Annotated in this window: 21 protein-coding genes, 3 tRNA genes and 1 riboswitch; of the genes, 4 read left to right on the plus strand and 20 right to left on the minus strand. The window is 68.1% G+C overall.

Features of this window, described 5'->3' with window-relative positions:
• Positions 1–122: 122 nt before the first annotated feature.
• From G539_RS0102115 to G539_RS0102130, 4 genes are all read right to left on the minus strand, one after another.
• The gene (locus tag G539_RS0102115) at positions 123–2,873 is read right to left on the minus strand and encodes a valine--tRNA ligase (protein ID WP_029073733.1); all 2,751 of its coding nucleotides are present in this window, start codon (positions 2,871–2,873) and stop codon (positions 123–125) included.
• Between the two features lie 155 nt (positions 2,874–3,028).
• Positions 3,029–3,655, minus strand: coding sequence for a DUF2497 domain-containing protein (locus G539_RS0102120; RefSeq protein ID WP_029073734.1), 627 nt, complete (start codon positions 3,653–3,655; stop codon positions 3,029–3,031).
• Between the two features lie 159 nt (positions 3,656–3,814).
• On the minus strand, positions 3,815–5,194 hold the full coding sequence (locus G539_RS0102125; RefSeq protein ID WP_245576780.1) for a TolC family outer membrane protein: 1,380 nt from the start codon (positions 5,192–5,194) through the stop codon (positions 3,815–3,817).
• Positions 5,195–5,405: 211 nt separating this feature from the next.
• Positions 5,406–6,074: a protein-L-isoaspartate O-methyltransferase family protein gene (locus G539_RS0102130; RefSeq protein WP_029073736.1), complete on the minus strand. Its 669-nt coding sequence runs from the start codon at positions 6,072–6,074 to the stop codon at positions 5,406–5,408.
• A gap of 203 nt (positions 6,075–6,277) precedes the next feature.
• On the opposite strand from G539_RS0102130, the gene G539_RS0102135 reads away from it, so the two are divergent.
• Together G539_RS0102135 and cobD are read left to right on the plus strand one after the other, a co-directional pair.
• Positions 6,278–6,351, plus strand: a tRNA-Cys gene (locus tag G539_RS0102135).
• A gap of 184 nt (positions 6,352–6,535) precedes the next feature.
• Entirely contained in the window at positions 6,536–7,546 is a 1,011-nt protein-coding gene (gene cobD / locus G539_RS0102140; RefSeq protein WP_035829846.1) for a threonine-phosphate decarboxylase CobD, read from the plus strand.
• Here cobD and G539_RS0102145 read toward each other — a convergent pair.
• From G539_RS0102145 to G539_RS0102155, 3 genes are read right to left on the minus strand one after another with little or no spacing between them, the layout of a single operon-like run.
• Positions 7,543–8,316, minus strand: coding sequence for an ABC transporter ATP-binding protein (locus G539_RS0102145; protein WP_029073738.1), 774 nt, complete (start codon positions 8,314–8,316; stop codon positions 7,543–7,545). The two genes, cobD and G539_RS0102145, sit on opposite strands and share 4 nt — an antisense overlap.
• Complete coding sequence (locus tag G539_RS0102150) at positions 8,316–9,362, minus strand: FecCD family ABC transporter permease (RefSeq protein ID WP_210162776.1); 1,047 nt, start codon at positions 9,360–9,362, stop codon at positions 8,316–8,318. Before G539_RS0102150 ends, G539_RS0102145 begins: the two co-directional genes overlap by 1 nt.
• The gene (locus G539_RS0102155) at positions 9,350–11,239 is read right to left on the minus strand and encodes a TonB-dependent receptor plug domain-containing protein (protein ID WP_169516604.1); all 1,890 of its coding nucleotides are present in this window, start codon (positions 11,237–11,239) and stop codon (positions 9,350–9,352) included. Before G539_RS0102155 ends, G539_RS0102150 begins: the two co-directional genes overlap by 13 nt.
• A 134-nt stretch (positions 11,240–11,373) precedes the next feature.
• Between G539_RS0102155 and G539_RS0102160 the strand changes: the two genes are divergently transcribed.
• Together G539_RS0102160 and cbiB are read left to right on the plus strand one after the other, a co-directional pair.
• On the plus strand, positions 11,374–12,249 hold the full coding sequence (locus tag G539_RS0102160) for an ABC transporter substrate-binding protein (RefSeq protein ID WP_084639829.1): 876 nt from the start codon (positions 11,374–11,376) through the stop codon (positions 12,247–12,249).
• Positions 12,250–12,262: 13 nt separating this feature from the next.
• Positions 12,263–13,246 (plus strand): adenosylcobinamide-phosphate synthase CbiB, encoded by a 984-nt coding sequence (gene cbiB, locus G539_RS0102165; protein ID WP_029073742.1) that lies wholly within the window; start codon positions 12,263–12,265, stop codon positions 13,244–13,246.
• On the opposite strand, the gene G539_RS0102170 is transcribed toward cbiB, so the two are convergent.
• The 13 genes from G539_RS0102170 to G539_RS0102230 all read right to left on the minus strand — a co-directional run bounded on the left by G539_RS0102170 (position 13,218) and on the right by G539_RS0102230 (position 26,326).
• Entirely contained in the window at positions 13,218–14,678 is a 1,461-nt protein-coding gene (locus G539_RS0102170) for a cobyric acid synthase (RefSeq protein WP_029073743.1), read from the minus strand. The two genes, cbiB and G539_RS0102170, sit on opposite strands and share 29 nt — an antisense overlap.
• A 32-nt stretch (positions 14,679–14,710) precedes the next feature.
• Positions 14,711–15,334, minus strand: coding sequence for a cob(I)yrinic acid a,c-diamide adenosyltransferase (cobO, locus tag G539_RS0102175; RefSeq protein WP_035829852.1), 624 nt, complete (start codon positions 15,332–15,334; stop codon positions 14,711–14,713).
• Positions 15,331–19,428: a cobaltochelatase subunit CobN gene (gene cobN, locus G539_RS0102180; RefSeq protein ID WP_029073745.1), complete on the minus strand. Its 4,098-nt coding sequence runs from the start codon at positions 19,426–19,428 to the stop codon at positions 15,331–15,333. The genes cobO and cobN overlap by 4 nt, the downstream gene beginning before the upstream one ends.
• A 4-nt stretch (positions 19,429–19,432) precedes the next feature.
• On the minus strand, positions 19,433–20,449 hold the full coding sequence (cobW, locus tag G539_RS0102185; protein ID WP_029073746.1) for a cobalamin biosynthesis protein CobW: 1,017 nt from the start codon (positions 20,447–20,449) through the stop codon (positions 19,433–19,435).
• On the minus strand, positions 20,446–20,994 hold the full coding sequence (gene cobU, locus G539_RS0102190) for a bifunctional adenosylcobinamide kinase/adenosylcobinamide-phosphate guanylyltransferase (RefSeq protein ID WP_029073747.1): 549 nt from the start codon (positions 20,992–20,994) through the stop codon (positions 20,446–20,448). The genes cobW and cobU overlap by 4 nt, the downstream gene beginning before the upstream one ends.
• Positions 20,995–20,998: 4 nt before the next feature.
• Positions 20,999–21,745 (minus strand): CbtA family protein, encoded by a 747-nt coding sequence (locus G539_RS0102195; protein WP_029073748.1) that lies wholly within the window; start codon positions 21,743–21,745, stop codon positions 20,999–21,001.
• A gap of 16 nt (positions 21,746–21,761) precedes the next feature.
• Positions 21,762–21,953 carry a CbtB domain-containing protein gene (locus tag G539_RS0102200; RefSeq protein WP_029073749.1) on the minus strand — a complete coding sequence of 64 codons (192 nt, stop codon included), beginning with the start codon at positions 21,951–21,953 and terminating at the stop codon, positions 21,762–21,764.
• Positions 21,954–21,983: 30 nt separating this feature from the next.
• Positions 21,984–22,203, minus strand: a riboswitch (cobalamin riboswitch).
• Between the two features lie 29 nt (positions 22,204–22,232).
• Positions 22,233–22,490: a hypothetical protein gene (locus G539_RS0102205; protein ID WP_029073750.1), complete on the minus strand. Its 258-nt coding sequence runs from the start codon at positions 22,488–22,490 to the stop codon at positions 22,233–22,235.
• Positions 22,491–22,657: 167 nt separating this feature from the next.
• Positions 22,658–24,157, minus strand: a complete 1,500-nt coding sequence (locus G539_RS0102210) for a tripartite tricarboxylate transporter permease (protein ID WP_029073751.1) — start codon at positions 24,155–24,157, stop codon at positions 22,658–22,660.
• Positions 24,158–24,160: 3 nt separating this feature from the next.
• Positions 24,161–24,637 (minus strand): tripartite tricarboxylate transporter TctB family protein, encoded by a 477-nt coding sequence (locus tag G539_RS0102215; protein ID WP_051231022.1) that lies wholly within the window; start codon positions 24,635–24,637, stop codon positions 24,161–24,163.
• An 89-nt stretch (positions 24,638–24,726) separates the two neighbouring features.
• Positions 24,727–25,704: a tripartite tricarboxylate transporter substrate binding protein gene (locus G539_RS0102220; RefSeq protein WP_029073753.1), complete on the minus strand. Its 978-nt coding sequence runs from the start codon at positions 25,702–25,704 to the stop codon at positions 24,727–24,729.
• Between the two features lie 377 nt (positions 25,705–26,081).
• Positions 26,082–26,157 (minus strand) — tRNA-Asn (locus G539_RS0102225).
• Positions 26,158–26,250: 93 nt separating this feature from the next.
• Positions 26,251–26,326 (minus strand) — tRNA-Asn (locus G539_RS0102230).
• Positions 26,327–26,751 lie beyond the last annotated feature (425 nt).

The following is a 26,751-nucleotide window of genomic DNA, read 5'->3' on the forward strand; positions in this document are numbered from 1 at the left end:
CTCGGGGAGAGGTGTAGGAGACACCCTCTTCCTCTTACGCTTGATGACGTGGCCCAATAAACAAAAGGGCCCGCGACGATGTCGCGGGCCCTCCTCAATCCAGCCGTCGGAAAAGACGTGCCTCAGTCCTTCAGGCGCTCGAGCGCGGCCTTGATCTTGCTCGTCAGCTCCTGCGCCTCGGCAAGACGCTCGCGCTGCTCCTCGATGACCTCTTCCGGCGCGCGAGAGACGAAGTTCTCGTTGCCGAGCTTGGCCTCGATCTTGCCGATTTCCTTCGCCGCCTTGTCGAGCTCCTTGCCAAGGCGGGCGCGCTCGGCATCGAGGTCGATGACGCCGGCGAGCGGCAGGGCAATCGTCGCCTCGCCGAGCACCGTCTGCACGGCGCCCTTCGGCGGCGCGTCGGCGCTCGTGATCTCGGAAGCACGCGCGAGGCGCTTGATCAGCGTGTCATGCGTCGCGAGCCGCGCCGAGGTCTCGGCCGAGGCGCCGACGATGACGAGCGGCACCATGGCGCCGGGCGGCACGTTGATCTCCGAGCGCACCGACCGAACTGACGAGATCAGGTCGACGAGCCAGTTGATCTCGGCGGCCGCGGCCTCGTCCTCGAAATCGAGCACCGGCCAGTCGGTCAGGACCAGCAGGCTGTCGCGGCTCGATCCCTCGTCGGCGGTGCGGTCCCACAGCTCTTCGGTGATGAAGGGCATGAAGGGGTGCAGCAGCGTGACGATGCGGTCGAGCGTCCAGCCGATCGTGGCGCGGGTCTCGGCCTTGGCGGCCTCGTCCTCGCCGTTCAGAACCGGCTTCACGAGCTCGAGATACCAGTCGCAGAACGAGTTCCAGACGAACCTGTAGAGCGCGTTGGCGGCATCGTTGAAGCGATAGGCCTCCAGCGCCTCCGTCACGGCGCGCGCCGTGCGCGTCGTCTCGGTGACGATCCAGCGGTTGAGCCGCTCCTTGGCCGTCGTCGGGTCGAAATCCCCGTTGCGCGTGGCGCCGTTCATCTCGGCGAAGCGCGAGGCGTTCCAGAGCTTGGTCGCGAAGTTGCGATAGCCCTCGACGCGGCTCGTCGCCAGCTTGATGTCGCGGCCCTGCGCGGCCATGGCCGTCAGCGTGAAACGCAGCGCGTCGGCGCCGTACTCGTCGATGAGGCTGAGCGGATCGATGACGTTGCCCTTCGACTTCGACATCTTGGCGCCCTTCTCGTCACGGACGAGGGCGTGGATGTAGACGTCCTTGAAGGGCTCGACCGGCGTGCCGTTCTCGTCCTTCATGAAATAGAGGCCCATCATCATCATCCGGGCGACCCAGAAGAAGATGATGTCGAAACCGGTGATCAGCACGCTGGTCGGATAGTAGCGCGCGAGCTCGTTGGTGCGGTCGGGCCAGCCGAGCGTCGAGAACGGCCACAGCGCCGACGAGAACCACGTGTCGAGCACGTCCTCGTCGCGCGTCAGCTTCGTCGCCGCGCCATAATGCTCCGCCGCGAGCTGCTCGGCCTCGTCCTCGTCATAGGCGACGAACACCTTGCCGTCCGGGCCGTACCAGGCCGGGATCTGATGACCCCACCACAGCTGGCGCGAGATGCACCAGGGCTGGATGTTCTCCATCCACTCGAAATAGGTCTTTTCCCAGTTCTTCGGGACGAAGTCGGTCCGACCTTCGCGCACCGAGGCGATCGCCGGCTGCGCCAGCGTATGCGCGTCGACATACCACTGTTCGGTCAGGAACGGCTCGATCGGCACGCCGCCGCGATCGCCATGCGGCACGGTGTGGCCGTGATCCTCGATCTCGGCGAGATAGCCCTGCTCCTCCAGCATCGCGACGACGGCGTTGCGGGCGGCGAAGCGATCGAGGCCGTCGAGCGCGGTGATGGTGTCGGAGAGCGCGGCGGTCGTCGCCAGCCCCTCGAGGAACTCGGCATTGCCGGCGATGGTGATGTTGGCCTGGCGGTCGAGCACCGAGATCATCGGCAACGTGTGCCGCTTGCCGACCTCGAAATCGTTGAAGTCGTGCGCCGGCGTGATCTTGACCGCGCCGGAACCCTTCTCGGGATCGGAGTATTCGTCGGCGACGATCGGGATGCGCCGGCCGACGAGCGGCAGGATCGCATGCGCCCCCGCGGCGACGAAGGCCTGGTAGCGCTCATCTTCCGGATGGACCGCGACGGCCGTGTCGCCCAGCATCGTCTCCGGTCGCGTCGTCGCGACGGTGATGTAGGTCGTCGCGTCGTCCGGATCGAAGGTCTTGCCCTCGATCGGATAGCGGAAGTGATACAGCTTGCCCTTGGTCTCGACCTGCAGAACCTCGAGGTCCGAGATCGCGGTCTCGAGCTTCGGGTCCCAGTTGACGAGGCGCTTGTCCTTGTAGATCAGGCCGCCGCGATAGAGCTCGACGAACACCTTGAGGACGGCCTTCGACAGGCCCTCGTCCATGGTGAAGCGCTCGCGCGACCAGTCGGCCGAGGCGCCGAGGCGCTTCAGCTGACCGATGATCGTGCCACCGGATTCGCCCTTCCACTTCCAGACCTTCTCGACGAAGGCGTCGCGGCCGATATCGCGGCGGTTCGGCTCCTGGCGCTCGGCCATCTGCCGCTCGACCACCATCTGCGTCGCGATGCCGGCATGGTCGAGACCGACCTGCCAGAGAACGTCCTTGCCGCGCATGCGCTCGAAGCGGACGAGAACGTCCTGCAGCGTGTTGTTGAGCGCGTGGCCCATATGCAGCGAGCCGGTCACGTTCGGCGGCGGAATCACGATCGAGAATGGCGCCGCGCCGGGCTTCGCGCCAGCGCCGGCCTTGAAGGCACCCTTGCCTTCCCAAGTTTCATAGATGCGCGGCTCGACCGCGGCCGCGTCGTAATTCTTGTCGAGCATGACCGTTTCCGGATGAGGAATGTGAACTGCTGTAAATCGGATGGCCGGGAATGAGTCAACCGCGCCACCTGACACAGTGGCCCAGGTCGGCGCGGCATCGTCGCGATTGTCGGCCGAGATATGGCGTCGCGCGGCGGCGATTGCCAGCCGAGCGATCAGCGGCGGCGCGAGAGCCGTTCGATTTCCTCGCGCACCAGACGCTCCACCAGCGGCGGCAGGTTGGTGTCGAGCCAAGTCTTCAGCATCGGCCGCAACATCTCGCGGACGAGATCGTCGATGGTGCGCGCGTTGTTGGAGAGAACCGTGTTGGCGAGATCGCCGAAGGCCGCGCTCACCACGGCGTCCGTCGCGGCCGAAACCAGCGGTGCGGCAGGCGCAGCATCTTCAACGCTGCGCTGCGGCGCAGGCTTCTCGACCGGGGACGTCGCGCGGCGCGGTTCGGGGATCGGCGGCAGCGAAGCCCGCAGCATGCGCGGCTCCGCCAGGGCCGGAGCGGCTGGCGGCGGCGCTACCTCCGAACGCGCAGGCTCGATGCGGGGCTGTTCGCTGCGTACCGGCTCGGGCCGCACCGGCTCGATCACCGGCGGGGGCGCCTGCACCTTCGGCTCCAGGGCGGAAATTTCCTGGACGCGGGCGCTGAACAGCGCGTCGATGTCGGCGGCGGAAACGGAAACGCTCGGCAGCTTGGCGGCCGGCGCTTCGGGCTCCACGGGCTTGATCGGCGTGATGCCGGCCTCATCCTCGGAGATGATTCGGCGAATCGAGGCGAGAATCTCTTCCATCGAAGGCTCTTGCGCCGCACTGACCTTGGCCATCGCCACCCCACACCCCGCAGACATTACCGAATCGCCTTGATACGCATGCGATTTCGGCGGTCAGGCTAGCGAAATCGGCGACCGGCCGGAACAAGGTCGGTCGCTTTTCCCCCGGCGGGTGCTCGCTTACCGACCGTCCGGCGTGCGCAGGCCGATCCACTTGTCGCGGACCGCCTGGTAGTGCTGCTTCGGCTCGTAGCGCTGGACGGCCAGGCCAAGATTCTCGGCCGAGAGGCCGCCGGCCGTCGCCAGCAGCGTGAAGGAGGCGAACACCTGCGCGCGCTGGGCGAGCAGCAGCGTCTCGCGCGCCTGCAGCAGCGACTGCTGCTGGTTCAGCACGTCGAGCGTCGTGCGCTGGCCGACCTTCTGCTCCTCGATGACGCCTTCGAGCGCGAGCTGCGAGGCGCGGATCTGCTCCTGGGCCGAGGTAATCGACGCGCGCGCCGCCTCGAGCTGGCCATAGGCGGACACCGCGGCGGCGCGCACCTGGTCACGGGCCGAATCGAGTTCGATGCGGCGCTGGCCGAGCGTTTCCTTGGCCTGGCGGGTCTGCGAGTAGACGACGCCACCCTCGTAGATCGGGACGCTCAGATTGGCGACGATCGAGGCGGAGTTGCCCCAGGATCCGGTCACCGACGAATCGTCTTGATGCGCAAGGTTGCCCTGCAGCGACACGGTCGGCAGCAGCTGGCCCTCGATCACCTTCACGTTGAAGGCGGCGGTATCGACATTGTAGCTCGCCGCGCGGATCGCGGGATGGCGCGACTGGCCGGCCGAAACGGCCGCCTGCGGCGACTTCGGCAGCAGGCGCACATTGACCGGCGGCGACGACAGGTTCTTCGGCGCGACGCCGATGATCTGGAGATAGGTCGCCTTGGCGGAGTTCAGGTCCGCGACCGCGACGTCATAGGCCGTCTGGCCCTGGCTCAGCGCCGCCTCGGTCTGGGCGAGGTCGGTGCGCGTGCCCTCGCCGACCTTCAGCCGGTCGGCCGCCGCGCGCTGTTGTTCCTGCAGGAAGGCGATGTTCTGCTGGCGCAGACTGACGATGCCCATCTGCTCGATGACGTTGGTATAGGCCGCGACCGCGTCGAGCAGCACGTCCTGTTCCGTCGAGCGCAGGAGCTCGCGGCCGGCCAGAACCGACGATTCCGCCTGCTTCACCGCGTTCTGCGTGCGAAAGCCGCGGAACAGCGGCTGTTCGATGGTGAGGCCGACGCCGCGTCCCCATGTCGTCGACGATGCGACCGGCGACAGGGGCGATGTGCGTCCACGGGTATAGGACGGCCCGATGAACGCGTTCGCCGTCAGCACCGGACGGTAGCCCGACAGGGCCTGCGGCACGTTTTCGTCGGTAGCGCGCAGCTGGGCGCGCATCGCGTTCAGCGTCGGATTGTTGTTGTAGGTCTGCGACAGCGCAGACGTCAGGGTATCAGCCTGGACTGAGGGGGCAGCTACGATAACCGCAGCCAGAGCTACGGTTGCCAGATAGACCCGGGAAAACACCACGTTCAAGACCTCGGCGTTGCGAGGCGACGCCCCCCTACCGGACGTCCACCGTCGGACAATTCATCGTCAATCTACGCCAGGCGGGGTGACCGTCAAATGGCGCCGCCGCCAATCGAGGTCATTAAGGCGTCCCGTGCGACCGGAAAGTCACAGGGGACGTTGCGGGCGGATTGACGAGCGTTTCCTCTAATTCCTTGAAATCAAAGGAAAATCAGAAAACGAAGGTCTTGGGCCGGCTGAAGCCGGGCAGCGGACGGACATGGGTGTTGAAGGCCGGCCGGCCGCTGACGGAACCGCCGGAACGCGTGTAGACGGTCGCCCGATCGGACAGGCCGTGAGCGCCCATGACGGCAATGATTCGACCGCCCTCGCCGATCTGCGCCAGCAGCGCCTCCGGAATCACCTCGACGGCGCCCTGGATGAGAATGACGTCGAAGGGCGCCTTGGCGGGGCATCCTTCGGTCAGCGGGCCGACGACGACCTCGACATTGTCGATGCCGAGCCCGGCGAGGTTGGCCTTGGCGGCCGCGGCCAGCGCCTCGTCCGATTCGAGCGCGACAACCGATCCGGCGAGGCGGGCGAGCAGCGCCGACGAATAGCCCGTGGCGGCGCCGATATCGAGAACGCGGTCGGTCGCGGTCACTTCGGCGAGCTGGATCAGCTTGGCCAGCGGGCCCGCTTCCATCACGTAGCGCGCCGCGGCGCCATCGGCGGAAACCAGGATGTCTTCATCGATATAGGCGAGCGGCTTCAGATGCTCGGGCACGAAGGCCTCGCGCGGCACCGCGCCGAACGCGTCGAGCACGTCGTACTCGGTCACGTCGATGGTGCGAATCTGGCAGTCCACCATCGTGGTTCGCGCCTTGGCGTAATCGACCATGATCCGGGACCCTTCATCATCATGTGGCAATGAGCCATCCAATACCGGGGGTTCGTTGAGGTGACAAGCCGTCCCGGCGGGGCGCGGCGCCGCAGGAGGCCAGGGGCGGCGCGGCATCTTGGCAGCGGCTGTGCTTAAGTCGTGGATGCGGAGGAATAGCGCTTGCCTAACCCCCGCCCTTACCGCTACATCCCCAACCCGAGGGCCTCGTGGCGGAATGGTTACGCAGAGGACTGCAAATCCTTGCATCCCGGTTCGATTCCGGGCGAGGCCTCCACTCTTCTTAGTCCGGCGCATGGCGCCTCCTGGTCACAAATCAGGATTGATCGATCGGAATCAAGGACTTGAATGGTGTTCTTCAACACCTCCCCCCAGCACAATGCGGAACGTCCCGGGCCTTCGGCCGCGGGCGCTGATGGCTGTTGATTGCATCCCGGGGCGGGTGGCCCGATAAGACAGACATGTTGGATGATCCGATCCTCTTTCCCCGTCACGGTGGCGCGCTTGCGGCAGCGTCGGAGCGCCATGGAGTGGCGGTCGGCGGCTGGCTCGATCTCTCCACCGGCATCAACTCGCATCCCTATCCCGTCCTCGACGGTCTGGAGACCGAGCTTCACCGCCTGCCGGACCCCGCCGAGCTGGCGACCCTGACCGAGGTGGCGCGCGACGCCTATGGCGCGCAGCGGAACGTGGCCGTCACGGCGGTGCCGGGCACCGATCTGGCGCTCCGCCTGCTTCCCCTGCTGGCTCCACCAGGCCCCGTCACCATCCTCGGCCCCACCTATTCGGGTCATGCCGAGGCGTGGCGCGACGGCGGCCGCGATGTCCGCGTCGCGAAAGCGCTGGACGCCATTTCGGCCGATAGCCGGGTCGTCGTCGTCGTCAATCCGAACAATCCGGACGGCCGGCGCCTTACGCCGGGCGCGCTGCTCGCGATGGCCGCGCGGCTCGCGACCGTGGGCGGCCTGCTCGTCGTCGACGAGGCCTTCGCCGATCTCGAGCCCGAGGGGAGCGTCCTTCCCCATCTCGCGGGCGAGCCGATCGTCGTGCTGCGCTCGTTCGGCAAGTTCTACGGACTGGCCGGGCTCCGCCTCGGGTTTGCCCTCGGCGACGCGGACGTCATCGCGCGGCTTGGGCGACTGGTTGGCGACTGGCCTGTCTCGGGAACGGCGATCCGTCTCGGTCGCCGGGCCCTGGCGGACACCGACTGGCAGGCAACCGCTCGCGCGCGGCTCCGCAGCGGGCGCGAGCGGCTGGTCGGGATTCTCACGGCGGCGGGGCTCGGGATCGCGGGCGGCACCGATCTGTTCCAGCTCGCCGTCGCCCCCGATGCCGTCAGCCTGCATGAATCCCTGGCGCGGCAGGGCGTCTGGACCCGAATCTTCGACGACCAGCCGGGCCGCATCCGCTTCGGCCTACCGGCGGACGACCAGTTCGATCGCCTCGCGGCCGCGCTCCCGGAAGCGCGCTAGTTCGCGCCCAGCGGCGTGACCACCAGATGACCGTCGCGTGCCTCGATCTCGGCGTGGATGCCGAAGGTCGCGGCGAGGTTCTCGTGCGTGATGACGGCGGTCGGCGCGCCTTCGGCCACGATGCGGCCGTCATCGACCAGCAGGACGCGGTCGGCATAGCGCGCCGCGAGCGAAAGATCGTGCAGCACGGCGATGACGGCGGCGCCCGCCCTCGCCCGCTCGCGCAAAAGGTCGAGGACGACGAACTGGTAACGGACGTCGAGCGCCGCGACCGGCTCGTCGGCCAGGATCAGGTCCGGCGCACCGGCCAGAACGCGCGCCAGCGCGACGCGGGCCCGCTCGCCGCCAGAAAGCGTCGTGACGGTGCGTTCGGCGAGCGGCAGGGTTCCGGTCGCTTCCAAGGCTTGCAGCACCGCCTCGCGGTCGCTCTCGCCGAGCTCCGAGGCGCCGCTCGCATGCGGGATGCGGCCGAGCGCCACGACGTCGGCGACGGCGAGCGGCCAGTGAAAGACATGGCCCTGCGGCAGGTAGCCGACGCGCTTGGCGCGGAGACGCGGTGCAATCGTCTCGACTCGGTGTTCGTCGAGATAGATCGCGCCGGCGCCGTCCAGCAGGCCAGCGAGGCGCCGCACCAGCGTCGTCTTGCCGGCGCCATTCGGACCGATCACCACGACCAGCTCGCCAGCCGCGACGGCGAGATCGACGCCCTCCAGGATGGTGCGACGGCCGAGCGTCGCGCCGACCTTTTCCGCGCGAAGGAGCGGCGCCATCAGCCCACCTCCCCGGTCAGGCCGCGGCGGTGGCGGAACACCAGCACGATGAAGAGCGGCGCACCGATCAGCGCCGTGACGACGCCGACCTTGATCTCGTTCTGCGCCGGGATGATGCGGACGAGGATATCTGCCGCCGTGAGCAGCGCCGCGCCAGCCAGCGCCGCAGGCCACATCAGCCGGGCCGGATCGTGCCGCACGAAGGGCCGCACCAGATGCGGCGCCACCAGGCCGACGAAGCCGATCGTGCCAGCGACCGCGACGCCGCCGCCGACCGCGAGCGCCACGCCGAGGACGACGCGCAGGCGCACTCGGTTCAGGCGGATGCCGAGGCTCGCGGCGGCGTCCTCGCCGAGCGTCAGCGCCCGGAAGGCGGCGCCGTCGACGAAGAGTAGCACCGAGCCGGCGACGATGAACGGCAGCGCGATCATCACGTGCTGCATGCTGCGGTCTTCCAGCGAGCCGAGCAGCCAGAAGGCGATCTCCAGCGCTGCGAAGGGATTTGGCGCGAGGTTGAGGGCCAGAGAGGTTGCGGCGCCAGCAAGGCTCGAAATGGCGAGGCCGGCAAGAATGATCACCAGCAAGCTGGCGCGCGGCCCGGCGATGAGCAGTAGCAACCCTACTGAGAGCAGCGCCCCGAGCATGGCGGCGATCGGCAGGAAATAGGACAGCGCATCGAACACGCCGAAGGCGATGACGAGCACGGCGCCGAAGGCGGCGGCCGACGGCGCGCCGAACAGCGAGGGCGACGCGAGCGGATTGCGCAGCAGCCCCTGCAGCGACGCGCCGGCGAGCCCGAGCGAGAAGCCGATTGCCACCGCCAGGATGGCGCGCGGCAGCCGGATCTCGCGAACGATGAGCCGCGCCGCCTCGTCGCCGGTGCCGAACAAGCCATCGATGACGGCTCGGAGCGGCAGCACGACGGGGCCGACGCCGAGCGACAGCAGGAACAGGACGACGACGAGCGCAGCGAGGCCGGGCACGAGGAGGCGGCTCGCCGCCCCTCGCTTCAACAAGTCCGGCCGTGCTGCGGTCAATGCGTCCATCTCAATCCGGCATAGGCGGAAAGGCCCGCATTGTTGTAGCCGAAGGCGTCCTCATAGACGACGTCGGTCAGGTTTTCGATCCGGCCGTAGAGCGTCGTCTGCGGATTGAGCCGGTAGGACGCGTTCAGGTCGATCTTGGTGTAGCCCTCGAGCGGCGTGCCGGCCGCGGCCGTCTTGGCGTCGTTGAAACGCTCGCCGACAAAGAGCGCCGTTACGCCGAACTCGAAGTTCTCGATGCCCGTATAGGTCAGCGTGGCCGAGCCGCTGTTCTCCGGCCGCCGCGCGAGCGGAAGGTCGGTTTCGAGATTGGTCGCGTCGAGATAGGTGTAGGTGACCGTCGCCCTCAGCACCGAGGGCACGAGCACCGCCTCGGCGGAGAATTCCAGGCCGCTCGTCTCGGCGCTGGAGACGTTGAAGTATTTCGAGAACGCCAGCGAATAATCGATCAGATTGGTGAAGCGGTTGTAGAAACCGGTGGCCGAGAAGATCAGCCGGCCGTCCAACAGTTCCTGATCGATGCCGATATCGCCGCCCCAGCTCTCTTCGTCGACGAGATCCGGATTGCCGTATTGCGCGTCGAAGAGCTGGAACATGGTCGGCCGCTTGGCGGCGTTGCCGAAGCTGCCGCGCAGCTTGGTGCCGGTCTGGTCGATCAGGTAGGCGGCCGTCGCCCGCCCGGTCAGGAAGCCCTGCCCGTCGACGTCCTCGTCATAGCGGCCGCCGAAGGAGAGGTTCAGCCGGTCGAACAGGGTGAACTGCTGCAGCGCGAACAGGGCCAGCAGCGTGCGCTCGTCGTCGAAGCTCGTCTTGTCGGTGGTGGCGGTGTGGACGCTCTGGACACCCGCCTCCTTCTCGGCGCGCGCACCCCAGATCAGCGTGCCCGCCTGGTCCATGTCGAGCGTGCTCTGATACTCGACGCCGTAGTTCGTGCCACGGGAATCCGTCGTGCGCGGCAGCGCCTCCATATAGGCGCTCGTCGTCTCCGCGCCGAAGAAGTTGATCTGGTTGGCGAGCTTGCCGTCGAACGCCTCGAAGTCGAAGCGGCCGAAGCCGGAGACGACGTCGCGGTCCCGCTCGTAGCCGGGCAGGTCGTCGGTCGGCTTGGAGCCCTTGTCGACCTCCGATTCCTGGCGATAGGCGGTGACGCCGAAGCTGAAGCCCTGCCCTTCGCCGGATTCATAGCTGCCGCGCGCGGTGCCGGCGAATTTCCGCGTCGAATCGGCCTCGCCATGGTCGCGGTCGCCGACGCGCGAAAAGCCGTCGGAATGGAAGGCCGTGCCGCTGACCGAGAGGCTGACGGGGCCGACGCTGCCACCTGCCGCGGCGTTGCCGGCCACCGTGCCGTAGCTGCCGGCCTCGGCGCCGACGGTCGCGGAAAAGGTTCCGGTCCGCTTGCGGGTGATGATGTTGACAACGCCGCCCATCGCGTCGGAACCGTAGAGCGCGCTCTGCGGGCCGCGCAGCACCTCGATGCGCTCGATATCAGTCGGCGAGAAGACGGCGAAATCGAAGATGTTGCGGGAGCTGGCGGGATCGTTGACCCGGACGCCGTCGATCAGCACCAGCGTGTGACCGGCTTCGGCGCCGCGAATGCTGACCTCGGTGGTGCCGCCGGGTCCGCCGGACTGGACCACCGTCAGGCCCGGCACCTGGCGCAGCACATCGGCCAGCGACCCCGGCGAGGCGTTGTTGATCTTGTCACCCGGGATGACCGTGATCGCGCTGCCGGATTTCTCGATGTCGGTCGCGCCGCGATAGGCCGTGACGACGATGTCGTCGAGCTGCTCCGCGCGCGGCGCGGTTGCGCTCAAAATGACGGGAAAGGACGCGAGGAGGGAAAGAGCGGCGCGCCCCCGGCGCCGTCCGGAAAACTTCATCAGGCAGACCTCGTTTGGATCGATCTGGTCATCGCACCCGTCACCTTTGTGTACCGGGTCCCGCGAGGCGGCTTTGCCGTTCGCTTCAGAAGCGGTAGACGAGACCTCTGGTCTCCGCAAGCGGGAGCGCGGGAATGCGCACATGGGTCAACAGGTTGGGAGCTTTTCTGGCGGCGGCGACGCTGGCCGGGCCCATGATGCTGGCGACCTTTGCCCCGCTTTCCGCCGAGGATTCGGCTCCGCCGCAGCGGATCGTCTCGATCAACGCCTGCGCGGATCAGCTGCTGCTCGCGCTCGCCGATCCCGGCCAGATCGCGGCGCTCTCGGTCTACGCCACCGATCCCGCCTATTCCTACCTGGCCGAGCGGGCGAAGGCCTATCCGCATGACGCCGGCCCGGCCGAGACCGTCCTCCGCCGACAGCCCGACCTCGTCTTCGCCGGCCGTTTCACCAAGCGCGAGACGCGCTCGCTGCTGAAACGGCTCGGCTACAAGGTGGTCGAGCTAGACACGGTGAAGACGATCGACGATTCGATCGCCCAGATTCGCGACGTCGCCGCCCTGCTCGGCCATCCCGAACGCGGCGCGGACCTGATCGCGCAGATCGAGGCGGCCCGCGGCCGTGCTGCCAGTGCGGCCCCTGCCGACCGGCCGACGGCCGCCGTCTATCAGCGGCGCGGCTATGTCACCGGCCAGAACACGCTGACCGCCGAACTGATGCGCCTCGTCGGCTTCGACGACATGGGTGGCCGGCTCGCCGGCAAGACTGGCGGGTTCGTGCCGCTGGAAAAACTCGTCACCGGCCGTCCGGACTATCTGGTCATGGCGGACCCGCAGGTCGTCGCGGCCGACCAGGGCAGCGCCCTGCTCGCCCACCCAGCGCTCAACGCGCTCTATCCCGCCGACCGCCGCATCACGCTACCCGGACGCCTGACGATCTGCGCCGGGCCGTCGCTTCCCGAGGCGATCGACACGCTGGCGGCCGAGCGCGCCCGCCTCGGGCAATCATGACCGCCATCGCCGCATGACCGAATTTCCCTTCGACATCCGCCTGCTCCTGCTCATCGCCGCGATCGGCATCGACGCACTCGTCGGCGACCCCGACTGGATTTGGCGCCGCCTGCCGCATCCGGTGACGTGGTTCGGCGCGCTGATCGGGTTTCTGGATCGCACGCTCAATCGAGACACGGCCGGCGCCGCCCTGCGTCGGCTGGCCGGCGTCGGCGTGGTGGTCGCCATCGTTGCCATCGCCTGGTTCGCGGGCGTGCTGATCGAACGGCTGCTCGCCCGGATCCCCTACGGGATCGTGCTGATCCCCGTCATTGCGTCGGTGTTCCTCGCCAGCCGCAGCCTCTACCAGCATGTGGCGCGCGTGCGAGACGCCTTCCACGGCGAGGACCTGACGGCCCCGCGCCAAGCGGTTTCGATGATCGTCGGCCGCGATCCGGAGAGCCTCGATCGTGCTGGGATCACCCGCGCCGCGATCGAATCGACGGCCGAGAATTTTTCGGACGGCGTCGTGGCGCCGGCGTTCTGGTTCGCCGTGCTCGGCCTGCCTGGCCTCTTCGCCTACAAGATGCTCAACACGGCGGATTCGATGATCGGCCACCGCTCGGCCCGGCACGAGGCGTTCGGCTGGGCGGCGGCGCGGCTCGACGATCTCGTCAATCTGCCGGCCAGCCGGCTCGCCGGGTTCCTCGTCGCCATGGCGGCGCCCTTCGTCGACGGCACGATCAAGCAATCCTTCATGGTGATGCTGGACGACGCGCGAAAGCATCGCTCGCCTAATGCCGGTTGGCCGGAAGCCGCCATGGCAGGCGCGCTCGGCATCGCGCTCGCCGGGCCGCGCCGCTATGGCGAGCGCGTCGTCGACGATCCCTATCTGAACGACGCCGGACGGCACGAGGCAGGCCCGGGCGACATCGGGCGCGCCCTCAAGATCCTCAAGGTCGCGACGGCAGGCGGCGCCATCCTGACGCTTATCGTCTGGCTATACCTGCATACCTGAGGATCGCCTCGGTCTCGACATGCGCCTCGAGGTGATCGGCGAGCCGGTCGAGCGTACGGTCGACTTCCGATTCGTATTGCAGGTCAGAGGGTTGCGCGCCGATCTTCGTCAGGAATGAGCGGCGGAATCCGTCGTCCGAGAAGAGGCCGTGCACATAGCTGCCGCGCACGCGGCCATCCGTTGAAATGGCGCCCTCGCCGGCGCCGTCGCGCTCCAGCCAGGGACGCGCGCGATCCGGCCCGTCGGTACGGCCGAGATGGATTTCGTAGCCCGAGACGGCGAGGCCCGTCTCCACGTCGCGGCCGGAGAAAGGCGCGGTCGTCTTGTCGGGGGCGAGCAACGTCTCGACATCGAGCAGGCCGAGGCCCGGCACGCTGCCCGGCGGGCCTTCGAGCCCCTCGGGATCCGCGATGATCCGCCCCAGCATCTGGTAGCCGCCGCAGAGGCCGATGACCCTGCCTCCGCGCCGCCGGTGCGCCAGAATGTCTATGTCCCAGCCCTGCTCGCGCACGAAGGCGAGGTCGGCGATGGTCGATTTCGAGCCCGGGATCAGCACCACGTCCGAGACGGGGATAGGCTCGCCCGGGCGGACGAGGACGACCGAGACGCCGGGCTCCTGCGTCAGCGGGTCGAGGTCGTCGAAATTGGCCATGCGCGGCAGCACCGGCACGGCGATGGTCAGCGTGCCGGGCTTTGCCGCGTCGCCGGCGAGATCGAGGATGTCCTCTGCCGGCAGGCGGTGCGCCTCAGCGAACCACGGCACGACGCCCAGCGACGGCCAGCCGGTCGCGGCGCGGATCGCGGCGACGCCGGCGTCGAACAGGCTCGCATCGCCGCGCATCTTGTTGACGAGGAAGGCCTTGATCCGCTCCCGGTCGGCCTGCGGCAGCACGGCGCGCGTTCCGACGAGGCTGGCGATGACGCCGCCGCGGTCGATGTCGCCGATCAGGATCACCGGCAAATCGGCGGCCTCGGCGAAGCCCATATTGGCGATGTCGCCAGCGCGCAGGTTGATCTCGGCCGGGCTGCCGGCCCCTTCGACGAGGATCAGGTCAGCTTCGCGCTTCAGCCGCTCGAAACTGTCGAGGATGCTCGGCAGCAGCTCGCCCTTGCGCTTGCCATATTCGCGCGCCCGCATGGTGCCGAAACGGCGGCCCTGCAGGATGATCTGCGCACCGGTGTCGCTCTCGGGCTTCAACAGCACCGGGTTCATGTGCACGCTCGGCGCGAGGCCGGCGGCGCGCGCCTGCAGCGCCTGGGCGCGGCCGATCTCGCCGCCATCCACCGTGACGGCGGCGTTGTTCGACATGTTCTGCGGCTTGAACGGCGCGACGCGGATGCCGCGCCGGGCGTAGAGTCGCGCCAGTCCGGCGACGAGCACCGACTTGCCGACATTCGAGCCGGTGCCCTGGAACATGATGGCGGCGGTCATGGCGCCTTATCCCGCTGCGCGGCTCGCAAGCCTCAGAACTCGATGCCCTGCTGCGCCTTCACGCCGGAGCGGAACGGGTGCTTGATCAGCTCCATCTCGGTGACGAGATCGGCGATCTCGATCAACGCCTCGGGCGCGTTGCGGCCGGTGATGACCACATGCACGTCGGCCGGCTTCTCCGTCGTCAGGAACTGGACCACCTCGTCGACCGGCAGATAGTCGTAGCGCAGCACGATGTTGAGCTCGTCGAGCAGCACCAGGTGATAGGCGCCGCTCTTGATCAGCTCCTTCGCCGTATCCCAGGCATGGCGGGCGGCGGCGATGTCGCGCTGGCGGTCCTGCGTCTCCCAGGTGAAGCCCTCGCCGAGCCGGTTGATCGAGACGAGGTCGCCGAAGCGCTCCAGCGCCATGCGCTCGCCCGTGTCGATCGCCCCCTTGACGAACTGGACGACGCCGACCGGCAGGCCGTGGCCGAGCGAGCGAAACGCCATGCCGAAGGCGGCGGTCGACTTGCCCTTGCCCTTGCCCGTATGGACGATGACGAGCCCCTTCTCGACGTTCTTCGAGGCGAGGATCTTGTCGCGCACGACCTTCTTCTTGCGCATCTTCTCCGCGTGACGGGCGTTCAGTTCGTCTTCGGTCATCTCGGCGGTCATGCGAATTCCTTTCGGGCGTCGCGGCGGGCGGCGAGCGCTGCCAGCCGTTCATAGGCGCTGTTGGCACGCGGCGACCAGAGGCCGCGCTCCATGGCTTCGAGAAAACGGTCCGCCATCTCGGCAAGCGCCGGGGCGTTCACGTCGGCGATGAAGTCGCGAACCTCGTCATCGACCATATAGGCGTCGTAGAGGGCGTCGAAATGGTGGTCGCCGACGGCGTGGGTCGTCGCGGCGAAGGCAAAGAGATAGTCGAGCGTCGCCGCCATCTCGAAGGCGCCCTTGTAGCCGTGCCGCATGCAGCCGGCGATCCATTTCGGGTTGATGGCGCGTCCGCGCACGACGCGGCCGATCTCCTCCGCCAGCGGCCGCACGACGGGCGTCTCGGGTCGGGAATGATCGCCGTGATAGAGGCGGGGCGCCGTGCCCTTCAGCGTCTCGATCGTCGCCGCCAAGCCGCCCTGGAACTGGTAGTAGTCGTCGCTGTCGAGGATGTCGTGCTCGCGATTGTCCTGGTTGTGCAGGACGGCGTCGGCAGAAGCGAGCCGTTCGCGTAGGCGATCGCCCGCCGCCTCGCCCTCGGCGCCGCCGCCATAGGCGAAGCTCGACCAGGCGAGGAAGGACTCTGCAAGATCGCCGCGCGTGTCCCAGACTCTCTCGTCGATCATCGCCTGCAGGCCGGCGCCATAGGAACCGGGCTTCGAGCCGAAGATGCGGGCGAGGTCCTGGCCCGCGCCATGGGCGGCCGCGATCGGGTTGGCATCGGCCGGCTCTTCGCGTGCGGCGACGGCGCGGATGGCGGAATCGATCAGGTCGATCTGTTCCGGGAAGGCGTCGCGGAACATGCCGGAGATGCGCAAAGTGACGTCGACGCGCGGCCGCTTCAGCTCGGAGAGGGTCAGGATGCGAAAGCCGGTGACGCGGCCGGTGCCGGCCTCCCAGACCGGTTCGGCGCCGATCAGCGCCAGCACCTGCGCGATGTCGTCGCCGCCGGTGCGCATGTTGGCCGTGCCCCAGGCGGATATCGCCACGGAGCGCGGCCACTCTCCCTCGTCCTGCATGTAGCGCAGCACGAGCGCCTCGGCGGCCACCTTGCCGATCCGCCAGGCGGAGGCGGTCGGCACGGCGCGGGTGTCGACCGAATAGAAGTTCCGGCCCGTCGGCAGCACGTCCGGCCGGCCGCGCGACGGCGCGCCGGAGGGGCCGGGCGCGACAAATCGGCCATCGAGCGCCGTCAGCACGGCGGCGATCTCTTCCGTCCCGCAGCGGTCGAGCGCCGGCGCGAGTTCGCGGGCGATCCAGTCGAGGACGGGCGCGGCGGCAGGGCCGGGCTCAAGCGGAGCTCTCTCCCCCCTTGTGGGGGAGAGTTGGAGTGGGGGGAGCCCATCCGAATGGAGCGCCTTGTCGAGCGGAAGTCCCAGGCCCGGCGCTCCCCCTCCCCAGCCCTCCCCACAAGGGGGAGGGAGAAGGACAATCCCGACCGAACGCTTCGCCAGCATTTCGATCCGCTCGACCGTGTCGCCATTCGTGCGCCAGGGCGCGTCGGTCAGGCTGGCGAGCGCGCCGGGGCGAACGCCCTCCCAGTCGGCGGAGAGATCGCAGGCGAGCGGGTCAAAGCTGTCGAGACCGAGATCGGCAGCGAGCGCGCGATGCAGCGACGCATCTTCGGCGCGGCCGCCGGAGCGCGGCACGCGGGCGATAGCGACGAGCGTGTCGAGGCGGTGCCCGTCCACCGGGCTGCTGCCGAAGATGTGCAGCCCGTCGCGGATCTGCAGTTCCTTGATCTCGCAGAGATGCGCGTCGATGGCGCGCAGCGCGCTGCCAGAATCGGCGTCGCGGCCGATACCAAGGTCGCGGTCGATGCCGTGGCGCACCGCCTGGTCGAAGATCTCGCGTTCGAGATGGTCGCGCCGGCGCGGATCGGCGCCGAGCGCCAGATGGTATTCGTCGATCAGCGTCTCGATCTCGGCGAAGGCGCCATGCGCCTCGGCGCGTGACAGCGCCGGCATGAGATGGTCGACGACGACTGCCGAGGCGCGGCGCTTCGCCTGCGCGCCCTCGCCGGGATCGTTGACGATGAAGGGATAGATCAGCGGCGTCGGCCCGAGCACGACTTCCGGCCAACAGGAATCCGACAGGCCGAGCGCCTTGCCGGGAAGCCATTCGAGATTGCCGTGCTTGCCGACATGCACGATGGCATCGACGTAGAATTGCGTCCTGAGCCACGCATGAAACGCGAGATAGTGGTGCGGCGGCACGAGGTCGGGATCGTGATAGGTCGCCTTGGGATCGATGCCGTAGCCGCGCGCCGGCTGGATGCCGACGACGACGTTGCCGAAGCGATGAATGGCGAGCCGGAAGGCGCCCTCGGCGAAGAACGGATCGGCCTCCGGCGCGCCCCAGCGTTCGGCGAGCCCGTCGCGCACGGATGACGGCAGCCCATCGTGAAAAGCGCGGTAATCGGCGAGGGAAAGGGAGGCGCCTTCGATGCTCTGGCTCCCCGCTGGGGAGCCAGCCGCCCCTTCACCTCTCCCTGAGGGAGAGGTCGACGGCGCAGCCGGCGGGTGAGGGTTTAGGGAAGGATCCGGAGAGGGCCACATCCCCTCGCCGGTCGCCACACCCGATGTCGCGTTCGAGCCCTCTTCGGATAGTTCGTAAACCCTCACCCGGCCCTTCGGGCCGACCTCTCCCTCAGGGAGAGGTGAAGGAAGAAAGCCCTCGCCCGCTTGCGGGAGAGGGTTGGGTGAGGGTTCTTGCTTCAGCTCCGCCCGCTTCGCCAGCGCGTTGGTCGGGCCGGCGAGCAGAAGTTCCATCAGCGCCCTGCCCGTCTCCGGGAAGCCGGAGAGACTATAGCCGGCCGACTTCATGGCGGCCGCGATCCGCGCCGCGCTTTCCGGCGTGTCGAGGCCGACGCCATTGGCGAGACGGCCGTCGCGGTCGGGATAATTGGAAAGGACGAGCGCGATGTTGCGGTCGGCGGGCTCCTTCGCCGCGAGCCGCACCCAGTTCGCCGCCTGCGCCGCGACGAAAGCGACGCGTTCACAGTCGGCGCGATAGACGAGGATGCGGCTGTCGGCGGGGCCGCCGCCTGCGAGCTCTTCCTTGAAGGAAACGGCGCGCGTGAGAATTCGGCCGTCCACCTCGGGGAGGACGACGTTCATGATCAGGTCGCGCGGCCCGAGGCCCCGGCTCGATTCCAGCCACGCCTCGCGGCTGGTGCCGGCGAAGACGAGTTGCAGAACCGGCCTGCCGGCGCGGTCGAGCACGGTCGGCTCGTGCGGACGGCCGGGACGCGAGATGGCGAAGGCGGTGGCGTTGAGGACGATGGCGGGCCGAAGGTCTTCGAAAGCCTGCTCGATGAACGATGCCGCTGCCTCGTTCTTGAGGCTGGAGGCGAAGATCGCGACGGTCGAAATCCCCTCCCGGTCGAGCGCCTCGACCATGGCGTCGATCGGCTCGGTCGAGCCGCCGGGAATGACTGAACGGTAGAAGGTGAGCAACGCGACGGGCCGATCGGCGTCCTCGGGCCGCAGCGCCTCCGTGACGACGCCCTCGCCCGGCCGGTAGAAGCCGACCTCGGGCAGCACCTGCGGCTCCGGCGGCGCGTCGCCGGCGCCGATGACATGCCGGAGATAGGCCAGCGCCCGACCGACATTGATCGCGCCGCCCTCGGCGCAATAGCGCCAGAGTTTTTGGGCGATCTCGGGGGCGACGGTCGTGTAGGCCTCGAGCGCCGGATCCCAGCGATCCTCGCCGGGCACCACGACGATCTCGGGTCCGCCGGCGCGAGAAAGCGCGCGGATCGCCTCCAGCCCGTACGGCCAGTAGCCGACGCCGCCCATCATGCGGATGAAGACGAGCTTCGCCTGCCCGACCGTCTTCTCGAGATAGAGATCGACCGAATAGGGGTGCGTCAGCTGCATCAGATTGGCGAGGCGCAGCGACGGTCCCTCCGGCGCGGAAGCATACGCCGCCGCGAAGGCGGCGAGCTCCGTGTCGGCGGCCGAGAGGATGATGACGTCGCCGGGCGACTGGTCGAGATCGACGGCGCTGCCGCCGTCGTCGATCCGCTCCATTTCGCCGGCGACGAGATGCATGGCGTCAGTCCGCGAAGTGCGCGGCGATGGCGGCGCGGTCGAGCCCGCGCTCGCCGATCACGACGAGACGACCGGCGCTGCCGCCGGGCGCGAAATAGGTGTCGACGCGCGGGCCGACAGCCTGCACGACGGCCGGGGCCGCCTTGCCGGCGACCGCCGCCCTGCCCTTGATGCGCAGCACGCCGGCTTCCGCCATCGCGGCGCGCACGCGCTTCGCCAGCGCGTCGATCGACGCCTGCTCGGACGCCTCGACGACGAACGAGTCGAAATCGTCGTGGTCGTGCTCCTCGCCCTCGAGGTCGTGATGGCTCTTGCGCTCGAAGGCATCTTCCTCGGCCGCAGCGCCGACGCCGAGCAGGATGCCGGCCGGCAGGCCGGCGACCGTCGCATGGACGATCCGGGCTTCCTTGCGGGCGTCGCGGGCGACGATCTCGGCTACCTGCTCGAGCTGGGCGGCATCGACGAGATCCGTCTTGGAGAAGACGATGAGATCGGCGCAGGAAAGCTGGTCCTCGAACAGTTCCTCGATCGGGTCTTCGTGATCGAGCGAGTCGTCTGCGGCGCGCTGGGCGGCGACGGCGTCTTCGTCATGCGCGAAACGGCCGGCGGCGACCGCCTCGGCGTCGACCACGGTGACGACGCCGTCGATGGTGACGCGGTGGCGGACCGAGGGCCAGGTGAAGGCGCGCAGCAGCGGCTGCGGCAGTGCCAAGCCCGAGGTCTCGATGACGATGTGGTCCGGCGGGTTGTCGCGCGCCAGCAGCGCCTCGATGGTCGGCAGGAAGTCGTCGGCGACCGTGCAGCAGATGCAGCCATTGGTGAGCTCGACGATGCTGTCGGGCTGGCAGTCGTCGATGCCGCAATCGGACAGCAGCGAGCCGTCGAAGCCCATGTCGCCGAACTCGTTGACGATCAGCGCGATGCGGCGGCCTTCGGCGCCGGCGATCAGGTTGCGGATCAGCGTCGTCTTGCCGGCGCCGAGGAAGCCGGTGACGATGGTGGCGGGAATGCGAGCGCTCACAGGGCGAACTCCGTGTCGGGATTGGGTTTCAGCCGCAGCGGCAGGCCGGCGGCGACGAGAAAGACGGTTTCGACCGCGGCGGCGATCGTCTGGTTGAGGCGGCCCTGTTCGTCGGCGAAACGGCGGGCGAGCGCGTTCATCGGCACGATGCCGGAGCCGACCTCGTTGGAGACCAGGACGACCGGCCCGCGCGCTTCGGCGAGGACGGCGGCGAGGCGCGCCGCCTCCAGCCCGACGTCACGCTCCGCCTCCATCAGGTTGGAGAGCCAGAGCGTCAGGCAGTCGACGAGGACGACCTGGCCGGGCTCGGCGAGCGTCAGCAGCCGGTCCGGCAGTGCCAGCGGCTCCTCCACCGTCGTCCAGTCCGGTCCACGCCGATCGCGATGGCGGGCGATGCGCTCCGCCATCTCGTCATCACGGATCTCGGCCGTGGCGATGTAGACCGCCGGCAGTCCCGTCCTGGCGACGATGGCCTCGGCGAAGCGGCTCTTGCCCGAGCGGGCGCCGCCGAGGATCAGCGCCGTGCGGGGCGCGGGCGCGGTCACGGTCTCAGGCCGCCCGCGACAGGCGCTGATAGAGCCAGCCGGCGGCGACGCCCGATCCGGCCCAGAGCAGCGCGCTGACGACGAGCGAGGCGGTGGCGAACTCGGCCGCCAGCACGGCCGGATAGGCCGCTTCCAGGGATGGCGGCACCGGCGCGCCAACTAGATGCGGCAGGACGCCGATGACGAGGCCGGCGACCTTGAGCAGCCAGGACTGGCTGAAGACGATCAGCGCGATGCCGATGGCCGAAGCCGCCGCCGTCGCGAGCCACCAGAGCTGCCGCGCCTCCAGTTCGGCCGCCGGCGTGCCGGGAAGCTCCGGCGTCAGTCCGAGGGAGGGCAGCAGGGCCGCGGCGAAGAAGCCGGCGACGCCCCAGAGCACGCCGGTGCGCCCGTTGATGGCGCCACCGCGCAGGGTCATCATGCCGAGCAGGATCGCCGAGACGGCGACGCCCATCAGAAGATTGGCGAGGAAGGTGTAGGCCGTGCGCTCGAAACCGTCGGCCGGGCTCCACTCGTCCGGATCGTGCTCATGGGCGGGTGCAGCGGCGGCCTCGGCCGGCGCGGCGTCGTGCGCATGCGCCTCGCCATTAGCGTGCTCGTGCGGCGCGGCGGCAGGGGCCGGGGCCTCTGCGCCCTCGAAGGTCTCGGCGTGGAAGAGCAGCGGCTCGGTGGTGACGGACTGCACGACGGAGAGCGTCGCAGCCACGACCAGGCCCGCGCCGAAGGCGCTGACGATGATGGTCTTGAACATGTTGGATCCTACGGCGTCAGTGACAGGGCAGACCGAGCGAATGCCGGGTGTCGTGCGTCGCGTTGTGGATCAGGCTCGGCGCGGCGAAGCCGGTGCCGATGAACAGGAACAGTCCGAAGCCGATGGCGAACAGCGCCGGAACGAGGCGCGCCTGGGCGCTGGCCTGGGTGTTGCCGGCTGAAATGGATGTCGTGGCAGAGCGAGTCATAGCGTCTCCTTGGCCGTCCCACCGACGGCTGACTGGTATGAGGCGCTGGCTGGTCTCCTGGCTCGCGGGTCGCTGCTTCCTCGTCGCCTTCCCGGTTTCCCAGTGGCCTTCGCGAGGTCGCTCGCCGCTTACAGTTGCGGGGGCAGCTTCGGACTTGGAATCCCGTGAAGGGTCATTCCGTACCGAATTCCCATTTCATCCCCCTGGACCTTGGGCCCAAAGCGGGGGAACCGACGCGGGCACACGCTAGAGTGAATGGGTCGGAAGCGCAAGCACGGCTCACTCGGCCGGGGCGGCCGCCTTGCCGCGGAACCGGGCCCAGCGGCGCAGAACCGCCACTTCCGACTGCCGGCGCAGGCGCCGCACGCGGGGGAAATCGTGGGAAAGGACGATCAGGCCGATCGGCACCATCCAGAAACCGAGCACGGGCAGGAAGCCGAGCGTGCCGCCGAGCAGGAATCCACCGCCGACGGCGACCCGCGCGGCGCGGTTCCGCGGCAGCGAGATCGATTTCTTGCCGAAGCGGATGGATGGCATGCGCTCAGTCGTCTCCCATGGTCCGGGCCGGTGGCCCCTCCCCCTTATTTGGACGGATCGCCGGCGATTGCAACCACGGGCGGGGCTGGCAGCCGGGCGACAGGCCACAAAGAAAAATCCCCGGCGGAGGGACCGCCGGGGATCGGATCTGGTCGGGCCGGAGCCGTTCAGGCGATGGCCTGGGTCTTCCTGCCCCGGCGCAGCACCAGCATCAGTACCGGCAGGAGCCAGATCAGGATGGTCAGGGCACCCAGCCCGCCTGCGATCGGCCGCTCGAAGAAGTGGAGGAAGTTGCCGTCGCCCTTGATCATCGAGGTGATGAAATTCTGCTCCAGCATCGGCCCCAGCACCATGCCGAGAATGGCGGGCGCGATCGGGATGTCGTTCTCCTCCATGAAGAAGCCGATGATGCCGAAGATCAGCATCATGACGATGCCGGCCATCGAGTTGTTGATGGCGAAGGCGCCGACGATGCAGAAGATCAGGATCATCGGCATCAGCGTCGAGGGCGGGATCGACAGCAGTGGCCGCGCGCCGCGGATAGCGAGCCAGCCAAGCGGCAGCATGATCAGGTTGGCGAGGATGAACACCATGAAGATGGCGTAGATCGACTGCGGGTCGTTGATGAAGATCGTCGGACCGGGGTTGATGCCCTTGATGTAGAGCACGCCGATGACGATCGCGGTGATCGAATCGCCGGGAATGCCGAACACGAGCGCCGGGATCCAGGCCCCGCTGACGGCCGAATTGTTCGACGCGCCGGCCTCGACCAGTCCCTCGACATGGCCCTTGCCGAACTTGTCCTTCTGCTTGGAGAAGCGCTTGGAGATGGCGTAGGAGATCCACGCCGCGATGTCGGCGCCGGCGCCGGGCAGGATGCCGAGTGCGGTTCCGGTGATGCTGCCTCGCGCGGTCTGGACGGGGTATTTCTTCAGGTTCTGCCACTGCGTCTTGAAGATGCCGTGCCCGTCGGAACGCGGGATCTTCTGGCGCGGGATCGTGGCCGTGACGGTGCGCAGCACCTCGGAGACCGCGAACAGGCCGATCATCGCCGGGATGAACTGCACGCCCGCCAAGAGCTCCAGATTGCCGAAGGAGAAGCGCGCCTCGCCGGCCGGGTTCTCGATGCCGATGGTCGCCACGAACAGGCCGATCAGGAGCGAGATGAGCCCGCGCGTCGGCGAACCCGGCGTGACGAACACGGCGCAGGAGAGCCCGAGCACGACCAGCCAGAAATACTCCTCCGAGCTGAACTTGAGCGCGACCTCGGCGAGCGCCGGGGCCAGCGTCATCAGGACGAAGGAGCCGAAGAGGCCGCCGATCGCCGAGAAGACGAGGGCCGCGCCCAGCGCCTCGTCGCTGCGGCCGGACTGCGTCATCCGGTAGGCGTCCTCGACATAGGCGGCGTTGGCCGGCGTTCCTGGCATGCGCAGCAGCGCGGCCGGAATGTCGCCGGCGAAGATCGCCATGGCCGTGGCCGTGACGATGGAGGCGATCGCCGGCACCGGATCCATGAAGAAGGTCATCGGCACCAGCAGCGCCGTCGCCATGGTCGCGGTCAGGCCGGGAATGGCGCCGACCAGCATGCCGAACGCGGCTGACGCCAGGATGACGCCGAGGACATAGGGTTGAAAGACGAGGGCCGCAGCCTGTTCAAGGATCAGCATGCGTCACCCCAGGAATGAGAGGAACTCGCTGCGCGGCAGCGGCACCATGAGCAGGCGGGAAAAGCCGTAGTAGACGACGAGCGTGCTCACGGCGCTGGCGAACAGCGCGGTCAGCGGCCGGGTGCGCAGCACGAGCATCAGAACGAACAGGCTGACGAAGCTGACCGGGATGAAGCCGAGCCAGTCGGCGAAGACGATGTAGGAGACGATCGTCGCGATGACGGCGAGCGCCGCCAGCGCCAGCCGCGGCTTGTAGACCCAGTCGGACAGATGCGGCTTCAGCATGTCAGGCAGGTGCCGGAGGCTGGTCGCGACCATGAAGGCGCCGAGGAGGATGGCGCTCCAGCCGATCAGCCGGGGCATGGTGCCGGCCCCATAGGCCTGGCCGGGCATCGGCACGAAATGCGCCGAGGCGAGAAGGAGGGCAATGCCGCCAAGGGCGGTCAGGACCCCGAGATGAAGTTCACTGAGCTTGATCATGGCCGTTCCGTGCAAGACCGGGAGGCGCGGCCCTGGGGACAAGCCCGAGGGCCGCGCCGCTAGCATGAGATCGGAGGCTGGTCGACCGCCTACTTGGCGAGGCCGGCTTCCTTCATGATCTTGCCGAGCGTGGCGTCGTCCTCGGAAACGATCCGGGTCGTCTCCACGGCGTCCGCCCAGCGCATGCCGTAGCCGCGCTCATTCATGAACTTCTTGTACTCTTCGCTGTTGTAGGCCTTCTCGAGCGCCGCGCCGAGCTTGGTGGCGACGTCCTCGGGAATGCCCTTCGGCGCCGCGACCGTGCGCCAGACCGCCAGCGTCCAGTCCGATTCGACGGCTTCCTTGAGCGTCGGAACGTCCGGGAACAGCTCCTGCCGCTCCGGCGACATCGAGCCGAGCGGCAGGACCCGCTTGGCGTCGATCATCGAGCGGCCCTCGGCCAGCGAGGTCGGCACGAGGTCGACGCCGCCGGCGACCATGTCGGTGATGCCGGGCGCCGCGCCCTGGCTCGGCACCCAGGTCACCTGGTCCGGCTTCAGGCCGTGCGACATCATCCATCCGGCGAGGCCGAGATGCCAGATGCCGCCCTGCCCGGTGCCCGACGCCTTGAGGCTGCCGGCGGGCTTCTCCTTGATGGCGGTCAGCAGCTCGGGCAGCGTCTTGAACGGCGAATCCACCGAAACCATCACGCCGCCCGGATCGGCGTTGACCATGGCGAGGAAGTCGAAGTCCTTGTAGGTCAGGTCCGTCAGGCCCTGCCAGTGCATCATGTCGATCTCGATCGTCACGACGCCGATCGTGTAGCCGTCCGGCTTGGCCGTCGCGATCGCGCTGTGGCCGACGACGCCGGAGCCACCGGTGCGGTTGACGACGTTCACCGGAACGCCGAGTTCCTGCTGCAACAGCGTGCCGATGATGCGGGCGACCGCATCCGTGCCGCCGCCGGCGCCCCACGGCACGATCATCTGGATCGGGCGGTTGGGATAGTCCGACTGCGCCAGGACAGGCGTGGCGACCGCGACGGCGGCCAGCGACAGTGCGGAACAAAGAAGCGTGCGTCTCAGCATGGATCCTCCCAGAAAGCTGATGTGCCCGCCAGCGGGCCGGACCTCCCCGTCCGAGCCGCCGGCTCATTCGATCCCGATGAGGGATTACCTCAACTATTTCGGCCACTAGAATGTATGTCAACGCAAACATCATATGACTACGCGTAAGGCTCCCGCATTTCCCCCTGATGCTTGGCGAGAGGACATCGCACTGCTGTAATTCATATTATGTTCGCGTCGTGCGGGCCGAACCTCCGATAAGGCAGGCTGATCATTGGCGACGGATCGCTCGCAGGACGCGAAAATGGAAGGCGGGGTGTCTTGGCGGCTTCGCCGGGATTCGAGGCCTGAAAGCAATCAAGGGGCCGGATGCGACATCCGACCCCTTGATCAAAATCTGGCTCCGCGAGTTGGACTCGAACCAACGACCCGGTGATTAACAGTCACCTGCTCTACCAACTGAGCTATCGCGGAACAGCGTGCGCGGTTCCTTCCGTCACCCCACCCTCGAGGCTCGGAAACAATCAAGGGGCCAGACGGCTATCCATCTAACCCCTTGATCGAATTTGGCTCCGCGAGTTGGACTCGAACCAACGACCCGGTGATTAACAGTCACCTGCTCTACCAACTGAGCTATCGCGGAACAGCGTCGCCGCTGCTGTGAGCGAGGCTATAGCAAAGCCTGTGTCGGCTTGCAAAGTCCTAAAACGCGAGTTTTCCGCCCCGATGCGCCCGCAGCCCCCAAAATGCAGCGTTCCTGCCGGTTTGGCGTGGGGATAACTCGCGCCGGATGCTCAGCCGGGAAAACGGCGGATGCGGGCTTCGGGCACCGGCCCACGCGGTGGCGGATAGTCGTTCATGTTCCTGAAACACGGGTGTTCGCCATCTCATCCTCGCCGTCGTCCCGGGCTTGATCCGGGGTCCATTCAGCCGGATTCCTCGGGGTGTCCACGCCAGCCAAGCATGGGCAGGCGGAAGGCGAGACAGGGCGACTGCCGACGCTGCGGAACTGGATCCCGGATCTCCGCTCCGCTGCGTCCGGGAGGACGGCGAGTCTGGCTCGGAGAA

Origin of the sequence: Kaistia adipata DSM 17808 (genome assembly GCF_000423225.1) — a bacterium.
In the GTDB taxonomy this organism is placed as follows: Bacteria; Pseudomonadota; Alphaproteobacteria; order Rhizobiales; family Kaistiaceae; genus Kaistia; species Kaistia adipata.